The sequence below is a fragment of the Escherichia sp. KTE52 genome (assembly GCF_000408325.1).
In the GTDB taxonomy this organism is placed as follows: domain Bacteria; phylum Pseudomonadota; class Gammaproteobacteria; order Enterobacterales; family Enterobacteriaceae; genus Escherichia; species Escherichia marmotae.
Genome location: NZ_KE138680.1, coordinates 1,938,644 through 1,954,931, shown reverse-complemented (window position 1 = coordinate 1,954,931; position 16,288 = coordinate 1,938,644). Strand labels below are relative to the sequence as shown.

The following is a 16,288-nucleotide window of genomic DNA, read 5'->3' as shown; positions in this document are numbered from 1 at the left end:
AGAAATTGAAAAAACTGAAACTGCATGGCTTTAATAATCTGACCAAAAGTCTGAGTTTTTGTATTTACGATATCTGCTACGCCAAAACCGCCGAAGAGCGCGACGGTTATATCGCTTATATCGATGAACTCTATAATGCCAACCGTCTGACCGAAATCCTGTCAGAAACTTGTTCCATTATCGGGGCCAATATTCTTAACATCGCCCGCCAGGATTACGAACCACAAGGTGCCAGCGTCACTATTCTGGTGAGCGAAGAACCTGTCGACCCGAAACTTATCGACAAAACGGAACACCCCGGCCCGCTGCCAGAAGCCGTGGTTGCGCATCTCGATAAAAGTCATATTTGCGTACATACCTACCCGGAAAGCCATCCTGAAGGCGGTTTATGTACTTTCCGCGCCGACATAGAAGTCTCTACCTGCGGCGTGATTTCCCCGCTGAAGGCGTTGAATTACCTGATCCACCAGCTTGAATCCGATATCGTGACCATTGATTATCGCGTGCGCGGTTTTACCCGCGATATTAACGGTATGAAGCACTTTATCGACCATGAGATTAATTCGATTCAGAACTTTATGTCTGAAGATATAAAGGCGCTGTATGACATGGTGGATGTAAACGTCTATCAGGAAAATATCTTCCATACCAAGATGTTGCTTAAAGAGTTCGACCTTAAGCACTACATGTTCCACACCAAACCGGAAGATTTAACCGACAGCGAGCGCAAAGAGATTACCGCTGCGCTATGGAAAGAAATGCGCGAAATTTATTACGGGCGTAATATGCCTGCCGTTTAACAGCTCTGGCGGAGCACGAAGGCTCCGCCAGATTTACCTACTTCTGCTGTACGAAATTGCGGTACGCCGCCACCACCTGAAGAAAATCCTCAACGCCGCACAGCGACAGGCTTTCTTCGTCGTAGTAGTTCATCCCTTCTTCCATTTCGTCACCCGCAAATTCCAGTTGATTGGCGCGGATCATCACCTCCTCGCCATCCATCCACAGGGTGTATTCGTGCCCTGCCCGCTGCCAGGAACGTTCGCTACCTTTTAATGTGCGCGCGGCTTGTTCCACTTCATCAAGCAAGGCCAGGTTTTCTTTCACCTCTTCATTAAACCAGTGCCCGACCACTTCATGCCCCATGGACATGCGCACCTTTACCACTCCGGTAATATCGCGCAGAAATTCGTAATCCATAGTGTGTTCCTCTGCTCCCGGCAATGCGCCGAAATCGCATTGCGCCATTGATGTAATTATCGCAGCCTTACCAGAGAAAAACAGCGGAACGACGATGGTTTAGAGATAAAAATAGTGAAAAAAGCGTTCCAGCCACCATGGCCAGAATTTTTGTCATTTTCGACAGACATCTTCTTACCAGGGAAGAAGACAATCCAGTGCTACTCTGCGCACAAAACATAGATTAATAAAGAGGGTGAATTGTTTTATAATCAAAAATCCACCAGTCATCCGTAATCTTGCCATTATCATAAAGTTGAAGATCGCTACTTCCCTCTGCGTCGGTGGTTGTTATCACATCAGCATTTCGCTTCCAGTGTGATATAGGAGATTCAGTGCTCATGGTTAAAAGGTTTTCTTTCATCGGCTCACACTGTGCGCATCCCCTGACATTACCGTCCTCATAAAAACCCACTAATCCACCATTTGCGACAAACAAATATTGTAATTTTGCTGTCGCGGCAAAAGCGTTGCCGCATAGTAGAAAAAAGATAATTATAATAAACGCTTTTTTCATTCACTTTATCTCCATTAAGTGAAAAACTTCACCCTGTAATAACCAGCAGAAAATCAAATAGGATAAACACTATCAATATCTTATTTCGCCTATCAGAATTGAAATCGATTGATTTTTTAGCGAACATATTCATTTAAAACATAAAAATATAATTCACTAAAATGATAACGACATTATTATGATAATCGCTCTCTTACATGCAGGGAAACACTATCATTAAGGAAAAGAGTGCGGGTTCTGAGAATTAACGTTATTGAGTTGCCCGTCAGATATTCCGGCAAAAAAAGCCACTCCCCAAAAGAAGTGGCTCAGATTGCTGACAAAGTGCGCTTTGTTCTTGCCGGATGCGGCGTAAACGCCTTATCCGGCCTACAAAATAGTGCAAATTCAATAAATTGCAGAAACGTTGTAGGCCTGATAAGCGCAGCGCATCAGGCAATGTTGCGTTTATCATCAGTCTTAGCCACTTCCCAAAAGAAGTGGCTTTTCACAACAGGCTACTACCTTAAACCGCAGTCTGGAAAATCACCCCATCCGCTTTTTCGGTGTACTGAGAAAGCTGGTTGAAGTTCAGATAACGGTAAGTATCAACGGCTGTTTTATCTACCTGCGCAACGTAGGTCTGGTACTCTTCCGGCGTTGGCAGTTTGCCAAGAAGCGCTGCAACGGCTGCCAGTTCCGCAGAAGCCAGGAAGACGTTCGCGCCAGTACCCAGACGGTTCGGGAAGTTACGGGTAGAGGTGGAAACCACCGTCGCGCCGTCCGCCACACGCGCCTGGTTACCCATGCACAGTGAACAGCCCGGGATCTCGATACGCGCGCCGCTCTTACCGAAGACGCTGTAGTAGCCTTCTTCTGTCAGTTGCGCGGCGTCCATCCGGGTTGGCGGTGCTACCCACAGGCGGGTCGGCAACTGGCCTTTATGCGCATCCAGCAGTTTACCTGCTGCACGGAAGTGACCGATGTTGGTCATGCAAGAACCGATAAACACTTCGTCGATCTTCTCGCCCTGAACCGCTGACAGCGGACGTGCGTCATCCGGATCGTTCGGTGCACAGAGGATTGGCTCTTTGATATCGGCCAGATCGATGTCGATCACTGCCGCGTATTCGGCATCAGCATCGGCTTCCAGCAGCTCAGGATCCGCCAACCATTTTTCCATGCCCTGAATACGACGTTCCAGGGTACGACGATCGCCGTAACCTTCCGCGATCATCCACTTCAGCAGGACAATGTTGGAGTTCAGGTATTCGATGATCGGCTCTTTGTTCAGCTTGATGGTACAGCCCGCAGCGGAACGTTCAGCGGAAGCATCGGTCAACTCAAATGCCTGCTCAACTTTCAGATCCGGCAGGCCTTCAATTTCCAGAATGCGACCAGAGAAGATGTTTTTCTTACCTTTCTTCTCAACGGTCAGCAGACCTTGCTTGATTGCGTACAGCGGGATCGCGTGTACCAGATCGCGCAGGGTGATGCCCGGCTGCATTTTGCCTTTAAAGCGCACCAGAACGGATTCCGGCATATCCAGCGGCATGACGCCAGTCGCCGCAGCAAACGCGACCAGACCAGAACCTGCCGGGAAGGAGATACCGATCGGGAAACGCGTATGGGAGTCACCACCGGTGCCCACGGTATCCGGCAGCAGCATACGGTTCAACCAGGAGTGGATTACGCCATCACCTGGGCGCAGCGACACACCGCCACGGTTCATAATGAAGTCAGGCAGCGTATGGTGCGTGTTAACGTCAACCGGCTTCGGATACGCCGCTGTATGACAGAAAGACTGCATCACCAGGTCAGCCGAGAAGCCCAGGCACGCCAGGTCTTTCAGTTCATCACGGGTCATTGGGCCGGTAGTGTCCTGAGAGCCGACAGAGGTCATTTTCGGTTCGCAGTAAGCGCCCGGACGAATGCCTTTCACGCCACAGGCGCGACCCACCATTTTCTGTGCCAGCGAGAAGCCACGATCGCTTTCAGCGACATCTTTCGCCTGACGGAACACATCGCTCTGCGGCAGACCGAGCGCTTCACGCGCTTTGGTGGTCAGACCGCGACCGATAATCAGCGGAATACGACCGCCCGCCCGCACTTCATCAATCAGTACGTCGGTTTTTAGTTCAAAGGTCGCCAGCAGTTCACCGGTTTCGTGGTTACGCACTTCACCTTTGTACGGGTAAACGTCAATCACGTCGCCCATATTCAGGTTGGAAACGTCCACTTCAATTGGCAGTGCACCGGCATCTTCCATCGTGTTAAAGAAGATTGGCGCAATTTTGCCGCCGAGACACAGACCGCCGCCGCGTTTGTTCGGCACATGTGGAATATCGTCGCCCATAAACCACAGTACAGAGTTAGTAGCGGATTTACGCGAAGACCCCGTACCCACAACGTCACCCACATAAGCCAGCGGGAAACCTTTCTGTTGCAGGGCTTCGATCTGCTTGATCGGGCCAACAACACCGGGTTGATCTGGCTCGATCCCTTCGCGGGCGTTTTTCAGCATCGCCAGCGCGTGCAGCGGGATATCCGGGCGTGACCACGCATCCGGTGCAGGAGAGAGGTCATCAGTGTTGGTTTCGCCGGTGACCTTGAAGACGGTAACGGTCAGTTTTTCAGCCAGTGCCGGGCGATTCAGGAACCATTCAGCATCCGCCCAGGACTGCATAACCTGCTTCGCGTATTTGTTACCTGCTTTGGCTTTCTCTTCTACGTCATAGAAGTTATCGAACATCAGCAGCGTGTGGGACAGTGCTTTAGCAGCGATCGGTGCCAGTTTGGCATCGTCCAGCGCGTCGATCAGCGGATGAATGTTGTAACCACCCTGCATGGTGCCCAGCAGTTCAATGGCTTTTTCCGGAGTCAGCAGCGGAGATTTGGCTTCACCTTTTGCGACGGCGGCCAGGAAGCCTGCTTTTACATAGGCTGCTTCATCGACGCCAGGGGGAACACGGTTGGTTAACAGATCTAACAGGAATTCTTCTTCGCCCGCGGGCGGTTTTTTCAGCAGCTCTACGAGCGCGGCCATTTGGTTTGCATCCAGGGGTTTGGGCGCAATCCCCTCAGCGGCACGCTCAGCTACGTGCTTACGGTATTCTTCTAGCACGACGGTTCTCCTCGCTCTCATTGTCATAGTGCGGCAGGCGATTCTCTTCACGCTCCTGTGAGACAGCAGTTTGTAGGGTAAATGCCCAGTACCGCAACGGGCAGAATAGCAGGATTTTGACGATGTGTTAATCTGTTTACAAAAAAGCAACATAAAAAAGTGGCTGAATCGTTAAGGATAGTCTAGAGATTGTTTCCCTCCGAAAAACCTGTTAATTCGCATTGTGATAATCACCCTTCTCAACAAATCCCAACATTAGTCAAAATTTAAACTACCGCCTCTTTATACTCGTGCCTACAGCACCTGCGGGTGGCAGTTCGTCGACCATTGCGATTTCCTTGAGATCAGGACTATGAAAATTACTTTGCCGTTTAAACCCCATGTGCTGGCGCTAATTTGCAGCGCCGGGCTATGTGCCGCTTCCGGTACGTTGTATGTGAAAAGTCGCACGGTGGAAGCCCCCGTAGTAGCGCAATCAACACAACAGCCTGCGCCTGACGTCGCTGCGGTTACGCTTCCTGCAACAGTTTCCATGCCCCCGGTAACGCCTGCCGTCGTCAAATCTGCCTTCAGTACTGCGCAAATCGATCAATGGCTCGCACCTGTCGCGCTGTACCCCGATGCACTGCTTTCGCAAGTGCTGATGGCATCGACCTATCCGGCAAATGTCGCCCAGGCCGTGCAGTGGTCGCACGATAACCCGCTCAAACAAGGCGATGCGGCTATTCAGGCAGTATCCGGTCAGCCGTGGGATGCCAGCGTCAAATCACTGGTGGCTTTTCCGCAATTGATGGCGTTGATGGGTGAAAACCCGCTGTGGGTACAAAATCTTGGCGATGCGTTTCTGGCGCAACCGCAGGATGTGATGGACTCGGTACAACGTTTGCGGCAACTGGCGCAACAAACCGGGTCACTGAAGTCATCAACTGAACAGAAAGTTATTACGACCACGAAGCAAGCCGTACCGCTAAAACAGACTGTCACGGCTCCTGTCACACAATACAATACCGTTTCAACATCCAGCCCCGTCGTCGCAGAACCTGCGCCGACCGTAATAACCATTGAGCCAGCCAATCCGGATGTAGTTTATATTCCCAACTACAACCCAACCGTGGTTTACGGGAACTGGGCCAATACCGCGTATCCGCCGGTTTACCTGCCGCCACCAGCCGGAGAACCGTTTGTTGACAGCTTCGTGCGCGGATTCGGCTACAGCATGGGCGTTGCCACCACATACGCGTTATTCAGCAGCATCGACTGGGATGACGACGATCATGACCACCATCACCACGACAACGATGATTATCATCACCACGACGGTGGTCATCGTGACGGCAACGGCTGGCAACACAACGGCGACAACATCAACATCGACGTCAACAATTTCAACCGTATCACCGGTGAGCATCTTACGGATAAGAATATGGCATGGCGGCACAATCCGAATTACCGCGATGGTGTGCCTTATCATGATCAGGATATGACTAAGCGATTTCATCAAACCGATGTCAAAAGCGGTATGAGCGCCACACAACTACCCGCACCGTCGCGCGACAACCAGCGCCAGGCGGCTGCAAGTCAGTTTCAGCAACGAACACATGCTGCACCAGTCACTACGCGCGACACCCAACGTCAGGCTGCGGCACAGCGGTTTAATGAGGCGGAACACGATGGGAGTTATGACGACTTCCGCGAGTTCAGCCGTCACCAGCCACTGACCCGGCAGCAAAAGGACACCGCTCGCCAGCGTTATCAATCGGCCTCTCCTGAGCAGCGCCAGGCAGTCCGCGAGAAAATGCAAACCAGCCCGCAGAATCAGCAGCGAAGAGAGACGGCACGTCAGCATATTCAGTCCACTACTCCCGAACAGCGCCAGGTATTTAAAGAAAAAGTACAGCAGCGCCCGCAGAACCAACAACAGCGTGATAACGCCCGCCAGCGTATTCAATCGGCATCACCAGAACAGCGGCAGGTCGCACGCGCGAGAATTCAGGAGAGTCACCCGCAGCGTTTAAACGACAATAACCGTCCGGCCAGACTGAATAACGAACAACGGTCAGCGGTACGCGAACGGTTGTCTGAGCGTGGAGCAAGACGACTGGAAAGGTAAATTGCAGGCATAAAAAAAGCGGCGCTGTTAGCCGCTTAAGACTGATGACAAACATCGAATTGCCCGATGCGCAAGCTTATCGGGCCTACACGGAACCTGCAATATATTGAATTTGCATGATTTTGTAGGCCGAATAAGGCGTTTACGCCGCATCCGGCGTAAACAACCAGCACTTTGCCAACAATCTGAAGCGTCAGAATAGCCGCTTCTTAATTTACCGGATGCCCCGGCACAAGAAAAATTACTTCTTCTTCGCTTTCGGGTTCGGCAGGTCGGTAATGCTACCTTCGAACACTTCTGCCGCCAGGCCCACAGACTCGTGCAGAGTCGGGTGCGCGTGGATGGTCAGCGCGATGTCTTCAGCGTCGCAACCCATTTCGATTGCCAGACCGATTTCACCCAACAGCTCGCCGCCGTTAGTACCGACAATCGCACCACCGATCACACGATGAGACTCTTTGTCGAAAATCAGCTTGGTCATACCGTCCGCGCAGTCAGAAGCGATCGCACGACCAGAAGCAGCCCACGGGAAGGTGGCAGTTTCGTAGCTGATGCCTTTCTCTTTCGCTTCTTTCTCGGTCAAACCCACCCATGCAACTTCTGGTTCGGTATAGGCAATAGACGGAATAACTTTCGGATCGAAGTAGTGTTTTTTACCGGCGATAACTTCAGCGGCAACGTGACCTTCGTGAACACCTTTGTGTGCCAGCATCGGCTGACCGACGATATCACCGATAGCAAAGATGTGTGGTACGTTGGTACGCAGTTGTTTGTCAACGCGGATGAAGCCACGGTCGTCCACTTCCACGCCTGCTTTGCCTGCGTCGAGGTTTTTACCGTTCGGCACACGACCAATCGCCACCAGCACGGCGTCGTAACGCTGTGGTTCAGCCGGTGCTTTTTTGCCTTCCATCGTCACGTAGATACCGTCTTCTTTTGCTTCAACGGCAGTGACTTTGGTTTCCAGCATCAGGTTGAATTTCTTGCTGATACGCTTGGTGAAGACTTTAACGATGTCTTTATCTGCTGCCGGGATAACCTGGTCGAACATTTCAACCACGTCAATCTGTGAACCCAGCGCGTGGTATACCGTCCCCATTTCCAGACCGATGATACCGCCACCCATAACCAGCAGGCGTTCCGGCACTTCTTTCAATTCCAGAGCGTCAGTGGAGTCCCAGATACGCGGATCTTCATGCGGAATAAACGGCAGTTGGATCGGGCGAGAACCCGCCGCGATGATCGCATTGTCGAAGTTGATCACAGTCTTACCGTTCTCACCTTCAACTTCCAGGGTGTTCGCCCCGGTGAATTTACCCAGACCGTTGACCACTTTCACTTTACGGCCTTTCGCCATACCAGCCAGACCGCCGGTCAGTTGAGTGATAACTTTCTCTTTCCAGGTACGAATCTTGTCGATATCGGTTTTCGGCTCACCGAAAACGATACCGTGTTCAGCCAGTGCTTTGGCTTCTTCGATAACTTTTGCTACGTGCAGCAGTGCTTTAGAAGGGATACAGCCGACGTTCAGGCAAACACCGCCGAGGGTGTTGTAGCGTTCTACGATTACGGTTTCCAGACCTAAATCAGCGCAGCGGAAGGCAGCGGAGTAACCTGCGGGGCCTGCCCCAAGTACCACGACCTGAGTTTTGATTTCAGTACTCATCATGACCTCTATATATTTATCTCCGGCGGGTCTGACGTTTTTTTTATGACGCCCATTATCCACCGGGTCGTTCTATCCGTCGGTATTTTACAAAATTGTTAACAATTTTTAAACAGCAAACGGCAACCGATTTGTCTATTACCTGATAACCTCAATATATTCATAAGATTACCAGAAAAAAGCCGGCCGTTGGGCCGGCTCTTTTATTTACATCACCAGACGGCGAATGTCAGACAGCGTGTTGTTAATGATGGTAATGAAACGCGCACCATCAGCACCGTCGATCACGCGGTGGTCAAAGGAGAGAGAAATCGGCAGCATCAGACGCGGCACGAACTCTTTACCATTCCACACAGGTTCCATCGCGGACTTGGAAACGCCGAGGATAGCCACTTCCGGTGCGTTCACAATCGGCGCGAAGTGGGTAGTACCCAGGCCGCCGATACTGGAGATGGTGAAGCAACCACCCTGCATTTCGCCCGCAGTCAGCTTACCGTCACGCGCTTTCTTGGAAATGGTCATCAGCTCGCGAGACAGCTCGATGATGCCTTTCTTGTTGACGTCTTTGAATACCGGAACAACCAGACCGTTCGGAGTATCCACCGCCACACCGATGTTGATGTATTTCTTCAGGGTCAGACGCTGACCGTCTTCCGACAGCGAACTGTTGAAGCGAGGCATCTGCTCAAGTGCCGCAGCAACGGCTTTCATGATGAAGACAACCGGGGTGATCTTCACATCCAGCTTACGTTTCGCAGCTTCTTCGTTCTGCTGTTTACGGAACGCTTCCAGCTCGGTGATATCGGTTTTGTCGAAGTGGGTAACGTGCGGGATCATCACCCAGTTACGGCTCAGGTTAGCACCAGAGATTTTCTGAATGCGACCCAGTTCCACTTCTTCGATTTCACCAAACTTGCTGAAGTCCACCTTCGGCCACGGCAACATGCCTGGGATACCGCCGCCAGTCGCTGCCGGAGCCGCTTCTGCACGTTTGATGGCTTCTTTCACATAAGCCTGAACGTCTTCGCGCAGGATACGACCTTTACGGCCTGTGCCCTTCACTTTCGCCAGGTTAACGCCGAACTCGCGAGCCAGACGGCGGATCAGCGGAGTCGCGTGAACATAAGCGTCGTTTTCAGCAAATTCAGATTTGCCTTCCGCTTTTGCAGCCGGTGCTGCTGCCGGAGCTTCAGCTTTTGCAGCCGGGGCCGGAGCTGCCGCTTCCTGTTTCGCCGGAGCTGCAGCAGGCGCAGCGCCTTCAACTTCGAAGATCATAATCAGCGAGCCAGTTTTCACTTTGTCGCCAACATTCACTTTCAGTTCTTTCACCACGCCCGCGAACGGAGCCGGAACTTCCATAGAAGCTTTGTCGCCTTCTACGGTGATCAGTGACTGCTCAGCGGTAACTTTGTCGCCCACTTTCACCATCACTTCGGTTACTTCAACTTCGTCACCGCCGATATCCGGAACGTTAACTTCTTTCACGCCAGTCGCTGCCGCAGGTGCCGGAGCCGCTTCCTGTTTTGCCGCCGGAGCCGGAGCTGCCGCGCTGGCTGCCCCCGCAACTTCGAAGACCATAATCAGTGAGCCGGTAGACACTTTGTCGCCAACGTTCACTTTGATCTCTTTCACGATGCCCGCAAACGGAGCCGGAACTTCCATAGAAGCCTTGTCGCCTTCTACGGTGATCAGCGACTGTTCAGCTTCAACTTTGTCGCCCACTTTCACCAGGATTTCGGTCACTTCAACTTCGTCGCTGCCGATATCCGGAACGTTAACGTCTTTTGCCGCCGCAGCCGCTGGTGCTGCTGCCGGAGCTGCTTCTTTCTTCTCTTCTGCCTGAGCAGGTGCAGCGTCTGCTGCACCGTCGGCGGAATCGAAAATCATAATCAGTGCGCCGGTCTGGGTTTTATCGCCAACAGAGACTTTGATCTCTTTAACGATACCCGCCTGCGGAGACGGAACTTCCATAGAGGCTTTGTCGCCTTCTACGGTGATCAGCGACTGTTCGGCTTCAACTTTGTCGCCCACTTTGACCAGGATCTCGGTGATTTCAACTTCATCAGCCCCGATGTCCGGTACTTTGATTTCGATAGCCATTATTCTTTTACCTCTTACGCCAGACGCGGGTTAACTTTATCTGCATCGATGTTGAATTTGGCGATTGCGTCAGCAACCACTTTCTTATCGATTTCGCCACGTTTAGCCAGTTCGCCCAGCGCCGCAACCACGACATAAGAAGCATCAACTTCAAAGTGGTGACGCAGGTTCTCACGGCTGTCGGAACGACCGAAGCCATCAGTACCCAGTACGCGGTAGTCGTCAGCCGGTACGTAAGTACGGACCTGCTCAGCGAACAGTTTCATATAGTCGGTAGATGCCACTGCCGGAGCGTCGTTCATCACCTGAGCGATGTACGGAACGCGCGGAGTTTCCAGCGGATGCAGCATGTTCCAGCGTTCACAATCCTGACCATCACGCGCCAGTTCGGTGAAGGAGGTCACGCTATAAACGTCAGAACCTACGCCGTAATCTTTCGCCAGGATCTGTGCTGCTTCACGGACGTGGCGCAGGATAGAACCGGAGCCCAGCAGTTGAACTTTACCTTTGCTACCTTCAATGGTTTCGAGTTTGTAGATACCTTTACGGATACCTTCCTCAGCACCTTCCGGCATTGCCGGCATGTGGTAGTTTTCGTTCAGCGTGGTGATGTAGTAGTAAACGTTCTCTTGTTTTTCACCGTACATACGCTCCAGACCATCATGCATGATGACAGCAACTTCGTAAGCGTAAGCCGGGTCGTAAGAGATACAGTTCGGGATAGTCAGCGACTGAATGTGGCTGTGACCATCTTCGTGCTGCAGACCTTCGCCGTTCAGGGTGGTACGACCGGAAGTACCGCCGATCAGGAAGCCACGCGCCTGCTGGTCGCCAGCCGCCCAGCACAGATCGCCAATACGCTGGAATCCGAACATCGAGTAATAGATGTAGAACGGAATCATCGGCAGATTGTTGGTGCTGTAAGAGGTCGCCGCAGCCAGCCAGGAACAACCTGCGCCCAGCTCGTTGATCCCTTCCTGCAGAATCTGACCTTTCTCGTCTTCTTTATAGTACGCAACCTGCTCGCGATCCTGCGGGGTGTACTGCTGACCGTTCGGGCTATAGATACCAATCTGACGGAACAGACCTTCCATACCGAAAGTACGCGCTTCGTCAGCGATGATCGGCACAAGTCGGTCTTTGATCGACTTGTTCTTCAGCATCACGTTCAGGGCACGAACAAAAGCGATAGTGGTGGAGATCTCTTTGCTCTGTTCTTCCAGCAGCGCACCGAAGTCTTGCAGGCTCGGCAGCTCCAGCTTCTCGGTAAAGTTCGGCTGGCGGCTTGGCAGATAACCGTGCAGTTTCTGACGCTGAGCGTGCAGATAGGTATGTTCTTCAGAACCTTCCGGGAAGGTGATGTACGGCAGTTTTTCGATATCTGCATCAGACACCGGCACATTGAAACGGTCGCGGATATGGCGCACGCCGTCCATGTTCATTTTCTTAACCTGGTGCGCAATGTTTTTACCTTCAGCCGCATCGCCCATGCCGTAACCTTTAATGGTATGAGCAAGGATTACTGTCGCTTTGCCTTTGGTTTCCTGCGCTTTCTTGAATGCAGCGTAGATTTTCTTCGGATCGTGACCGCCACGGTTCAATGCCCAGATCTGCTCGTCAGTCCAGTCTGCAACCAGCGCTGCGGTTTCCGGATATTTACCGAAGAAGTGTTCACGAACGTACGCACCATCTTTCGATTTGAAGGTCTGGTAGTCGCCGTCAACGGTTTCGTTCATCAGTTGGATCAGTTTACCGCTGGTATCTTTACGCAGCAGCTCATCCCAACGGCTACCCCACATCACTTTGATCACGTTCCAGCCAGCACCTTCGAAGATGCCTTCCAGTTCGTTGATGATCTTGCCGTTACCGGTGACCGGGCCGTCAAGACGCTGCAGGTTACAGTTGATAACGAAGACCAGGTTATCCAGTTTTTCACGGGTAGCGATGGTGATCGCACCTTTGGATTCTGGTTCGTCCATCTCGCCGTCACCAAGGAATGCGTAAACGGTCTGTTTAGAGGTATCTTTCAGGCCACGGTGTTCCAGATATTTCAGGAACTTCGCCTGGTAGATAGCACCGATTGGCCCCAGCCCCATAGATACGGTCGGGAACTGCCAGAATTCCGGCATCAGTTTCGGGTGCGGGTAGGAAGAGAGGCCATTACCGTGGACTTCCTGACGGAAATTATCCAGTTGCTCCTGAGTCAGACGACCTTCCAGGAAAGCTCGTGCGTAAACGCCCGGGGAGATGTGCCCCTGGAAGTAAACCAGGTCGCCGCCATCCTGCTCGTTGCGTGCACGGAAGAAGTGGTTAAAACACACATCATAAATGGTTGCGGAAGACTGGAAAGACGCCATGTGGCCGCCCAGTTCCAGATCTTTTTTGGATGCACGCAGAACCGTCATGATGGCGTTCCAGCGGATAGCTGAACGAATACGGCGTTCCAGTTCCAGATTACCCGGATACTCCGGCTGTTCTTCAACGGGGATGGTGTTGATGTAGTTGCTGACGCCGGTGCCTGCGGCTACGTTGACTCCGCCTTTGCGGGCTTCAGCAAGCAGTTGGTCGATCAGATACTGAGCACGCTCAACACCTTCTTCACGGATGACCGATTCGATCGCCTGGAGCCAGTCGCGAGTTTCGATCGGATCCACGTCATTTGGGAAACGTTCTGACATGGGTTATTCCTTATCTATCTAATAACGTTGAGTTTTCTGGAACCTGTCCCATTGAACTCTCGCTGGAAAGCTCAATAAGACAGGTTCTACGTTTAGTTGCTGCGCTTTTATATGCGCTTGATTTACAACATCTTCTGGCTAATTTTCACCAGAAAAATCACTAATTCTTTCGTTGCTCCAGACGGCGCAGAGAACGTTCACGGCGGCTCTCCTCACGGCTTCTGTCGAGCAAGATTTCTTCGATAAAGGCCAGATGGCGATGCGATGCTTCGCGCGCTTCTTCTGGCTTACCGGCCATAATTGCTTCGAATATGCGAGTGCGGTGACTACTCACCAGCGGCAGCATCTCTCGACGCGAATAGAGCAATTCGAAGTTTTGACGGACATTCTGGGCCAACATCGGCTCCATACACCTTAGCAGATGAAGCAAAACCACATTGTGGGCCGCTTCGGTGACGGCAATCTGATACTGGAGTACGGCGTTTGATTCCGCGTCCAGATCGCCAGACTGCTGCGCCAGCTCTATGGCGTGGTGGAGTTCACGAATGCGTTCCTTGTCTTCATCGGTACTACGCAACGCGGCGTAATAGGCGGCTATGCCTTCCAGGGCGTGTCGTGTTTCGAGCAAGTCGTATTGTGATTCAGGATGGTCGGAGAGCAGCTCCACCAGCGGATCGCTGAAGCTTTGCCAGAGGCTGCTCTGGACAAAAGTGCCGCCACCCTGGCGACGAAGCAACAAGCCCTTCGCTTCGAGACGTTGAATCGCCTCACGCAAGGAGGGACGGGAGACGTCGAACTGTTTCGCCAGTTCGCGTTCCGGTGGGAGTTTTTCACCAGGGCGAAGGGTGCCCTCGAGGATCAAAAACTCCAGTTGCTGCTCAATCACATCGGAGAGTTTTGGTTGGCGGATTTTGCTGTAGGCCATGAGTTCCTGTCTTAAGCCACTTGCCGAAGTCAATTGGTCTTACCAATTTCATGTCTGTGACGCTAAAGTAACAAAGTATTCACCTTATGTCTATACAGGTTTTGATTGAAATCATGAAACTGTGCACATTTTAACAACTTGACATATATAGCGTTTCAAAGTTGTAACTATGCACAAATGTAGGCTTTACGTGAGCAAGGTTTTTTTTAACGATTATTAAACTATAAAAATCCGAATTGAACCGATTCACTTACCAATTTTTCGATTTTTAATTCAATAAAAATGAATTTATATTCTTTGTTATGGGTGGGATTGTTTGAGACTGGTCTTTACAAATGGTTTCTTTTTAGACAACCCATCTTCAACCATGCATAAAGCGGGTGCATTCGCTGCCGCATACCATTATTCTTGATCTGACGGAAGTCTTTTTGTAACAATTCAAACTTCCAAGTTGTAAACAAATTAATACAACAAACGGAATTGCAAACTTACACACGCATCACTGCGTAGATCAAAAAAACAATCACCGCACGAGGTTTCATGATGGAAGGTCAACAGCACGGCGAGCAGCTAAAGCGCGGCCTTAAAAACCGCCATATTCAGCTTATCGCGCTGGGTGGCGCGATAGGGACCGGGCTATTCCTGGGAAGCGCCTCCGTAATACAGTCCGCAGGGCCAGGGATCATTCTGGGTTACGCCATTGCTGGTTTTATCGCCTTTCTGATCATGCGTCAGCTAGGTGAAATGGTGGTCGAAGAACCGGTAGCAGGCTCCTTCAGCCACTTTGCTTATAAATACTGGGGGAGCTTTGCTGGCTTCGCCTCAGGCTGGAACTACTGGGTATTGTACGTATTAGTTGCCATGGCGGAGCTTACTGCCGTCGGCAAATACATTCAGTTCTGGTATCCGGATATCCCAACCTGGGCTTCTGCCGCCGTGTTCTTTGTGGTGATCAACGCCATCAACCTGACCAACGTTAAAGTGTTTGGCGAGATGGAGTTCTGGTTTGCCATTATCAAAGTTATCGCGGTGGTGGCGATGATCATCTTCGGCGGCTGGCTGCTGTTCAGTGGCAACGGCGGTCCGCAAGCGACCGTCCGTAACCTCTGGGAACAGGGCGGATTCCTGCCGCACGGCTTCACCGGGCTGGTGATGATGATGGCGATTATTATGTTCTCGTTTGGTGGTCTGGAGCTAGTGGGGATCACCGCCGCAGAAGCCGATAACCCGGAGCAAAGCATCCCGAAAGCAACCAATCAGGTTATCTACCGCATCCTGATTTTCTACATTGGCTCGTTAGCCGTCCTGCTCTCACTGATGCCGTGGACGCGCGTTACCGCTGATACCAGTCCATTCGTGTTGATCTTCCATGAACTGGGCGACACCTTTGTGGCTAACGCCCTGAATATCGTGGTGTTGACGGCGGCACTTTCCGTGTACAACAGTTGCGTCTACTGCAACAGCCGTATGCTGTTTGGTCTGGCACAACAGGGAAATGCACCGAAAATGCTCGCTTCCGTCGATAAACGCGGCGTACCGGTCAACACCATTCTGGTATCTGCGCTGGTTACGGCATTGTGCGTACTGATTAACTACCTTGCCCCAGAGTCCGCATTCGGACTGTTAATGGCGCTGGTGGTTTCCGCTCTGGTAATCAACTGGGCGATGATAAGTCTTGCGCACATGAAATTCCGTCGTGCCAAACAAGCACAAGGTGTGGCTACCCGCTTCCCTGCCCTGCTCTATCCGCTGGGTAACTGGATCTGCCTGCTGTTTATGGCGGCGGTACTGGTAATTATGCTGATGACGCCGGGGATGGCGATTTCGGTTTACCTGATCCCGGTATGGCTGGTGGTGTTAGGCATCGGCTATCTGTTTAAAGAGAAAACCGCAAAAGCAGTAAAAGCGCATTAATCTCTCTACGCCCTCACCCTGTCTGGGTGAGGGCAA

10 protein-coding genes are annotated in these 16,288 nt (G+C 51.7%); 3 read left to right on the top strand and 7 right to left on the bottom strand.

Going from position 1 to position 16,288, the window contains the following annotated elements; all coding sequences use genetic code 11:
- Window positions 1–5: 5 nt before the first annotated feature.
- Window positions 6–800 carry an adenosylmethionine decarboxylase gene (gene speD, locus A1SC_RS02650; protein ID WP_000734282.1) on the top strand — a complete coding sequence of 265 codons (795 nt, stop codon included), beginning with the start codon at window positions 6–8 and terminating at the stop codon, window positions 798–800.
- A 37-nt stretch (window positions 801–837) separates the two neighbouring features.
- On the opposite strand, the gene yacL is transcribed toward speD, so the two are convergent.
- The 3 genes from yacL to acnB form a co-directional block, all read right to left on the bottom strand.
- On the bottom strand, window positions 838–1,200 hold the full coding sequence (gene yacL / locus A1SC_RS02655) for a protein YacL (protein ID WP_001517750.1): 363 nt from the start codon (window positions 1,198–1,200) through the stop codon (window positions 838–840).
- A 223-nt stretch (window positions 1,201–1,423) separates the two neighbouring features.
- Window positions 1,424–1,756, bottom strand: coding sequence for a hypothetical protein (locus tag A1SC_RS02660; RefSeq protein ID WP_000708862.1), 333 nt, complete (start codon window positions 1,754–1,756; stop codon window positions 1,424–1,426).
- Between the two features lie 505 nt (window positions 1,757–2,261).
- Window positions 2,262–4,859, bottom strand: coding sequence for a bifunctional aconitate hydratase 2/2-methylisocitrate dehydratase (gene acnB, locus A1SC_RS02665; protein WP_016262872.1), 2,598 nt, complete (start codon window positions 4,857–4,859; stop codon window positions 2,262–2,264).
- A 352-nt stretch (window positions 4,860–5,211) separates the two neighbouring features.
- Between acnB and A1SC_RS02670 the strand changes: the two genes are divergently transcribed.
- Window positions 5,212–6,969 (top strand): DUF3300 domain-containing protein, encoded by a 1,758-nt coding sequence (locus A1SC_RS02670; protein ID WP_016262871.1) that lies wholly within the window; start codon window positions 5,212–5,214, stop codon window positions 6,967–6,969.
- Between the two features lie 241 nt (window positions 6,970–7,210).
- On the opposite strand, the gene lpdA is transcribed toward A1SC_RS02670, so the two are convergent.
- The 4 genes from lpdA to pdhR form a co-directional block, all read right to left on the bottom strand.
- Window positions 7,211–8,635, bottom strand: a complete 1,425-nt coding sequence (lpdA, locus tag A1SC_RS02675) for a dihydrolipoyl dehydrogenase (RefSeq protein ID WP_000102487.1) — start codon at window positions 8,633–8,635, stop codon at window positions 7,211–7,213.
- A 207-nt stretch (window positions 8,636–8,842) separates the two neighbouring features.
- Window positions 8,843–10,735, bottom strand: coding sequence for a pyruvate dehydrogenase complex dihydrolipoyllysine-residue acetyltransferase (gene aceF, locus A1SC_RS02680; RefSeq protein WP_000963495.1), 1,893 nt, complete (start codon window positions 10,733–10,735; stop codon window positions 8,843–8,845).
- A 14-nt stretch (window positions 10,736–10,749) separates the two neighbouring features.
- Window positions 10,750–13,413: a pyruvate dehydrogenase (acetyl-transferring), homodimeric type gene (gene aceE, locus A1SC_RS02685; protein WP_000003835.1), complete on the bottom strand. Its 2,664-nt coding sequence runs from the start codon at window positions 13,411–13,413 to the stop codon at window positions 10,750–10,752.
- A gap of 160 nt (window positions 13,414–13,573) precedes the next feature.
- A complete protein-coding gene (gene pdhR / locus A1SC_RS02690; protein ID WP_000331776.1) occupies window positions 13,574–14,338 on the bottom strand; it encodes a pyruvate dehydrogenase complex transcriptional repressor PdhR in 765 nt (254 codons plus the stop codon).
- 540 nt (window positions 14,339–14,878) lie between these two features.
- Here pdhR and aroP point away from each other — a divergent pair.
- Window positions 14,879–16,252, top strand: a complete 1,374-nt coding sequence (aroP, locus tag A1SC_RS02695; RefSeq protein ID WP_000969908.1) for an aromatic amino acid transporter AroP — start codon at window positions 14,879–14,881, stop codon at window positions 16,250–16,252.
- Window positions 16,253–16,288 lie beyond the last annotated feature (36 nt).

Bases quoted from the DNA above. Each gene is read 5' to 3' on its own strand.
- A1SC_RS02670 (WP_016262871.1), top strand. From the start codon at position 5,212: ATGAAAATTACTTTGCCGTTTAAACCCCATGTGCTGGCGCTAATTTGC.
- aceF (WP_000963495.1), bottom strand. From the start codon at position 10,735: ATGGCTATCGAAATCAAAGTACCGGACATCGGGGCTGATGAAGTTGAA.
- yacL (WP_001517750.1), bottom strand. From the start codon at position 1,200: ATGGATTACGAATTTCTGCGCGATATTACCGGAGTGGTAAAGGTGCGC.
- aroP (WP_000969908.1), top strand. From the start codon at position 14,879: ATGATGGAAGGTCAACAGCACGGCGAGCAGCTAAAGCGCGGCCTTAAA.
- A1SC_RS02660 (WP_000708862.1), bottom strand. From the start codon at position 1,756: ATGAAAAAAGCGTTTATTATAATTATCTTTTTTCTACTATGCGGCAAC.
- lpdA (WP_000102487.1), bottom strand. From the start codon at position 8,635: ATGAGTACTGAAATCAAAACTCAGGTCGTGGTACTTGGGGCAGGCCCC.
- pdhR (WP_000331776.1), bottom strand. From the start codon at position 14,338: ATGGCCTACAGCAAAATCCGCCAACCAAAACTCTCCGATGTGATTGAG.
- aceE (WP_000003835.1), bottom strand. From the start codon at position 13,413: ATGTCAGAACGTTTCCCAAATGACGTGGATCCGATCGAAACTCGCGAC.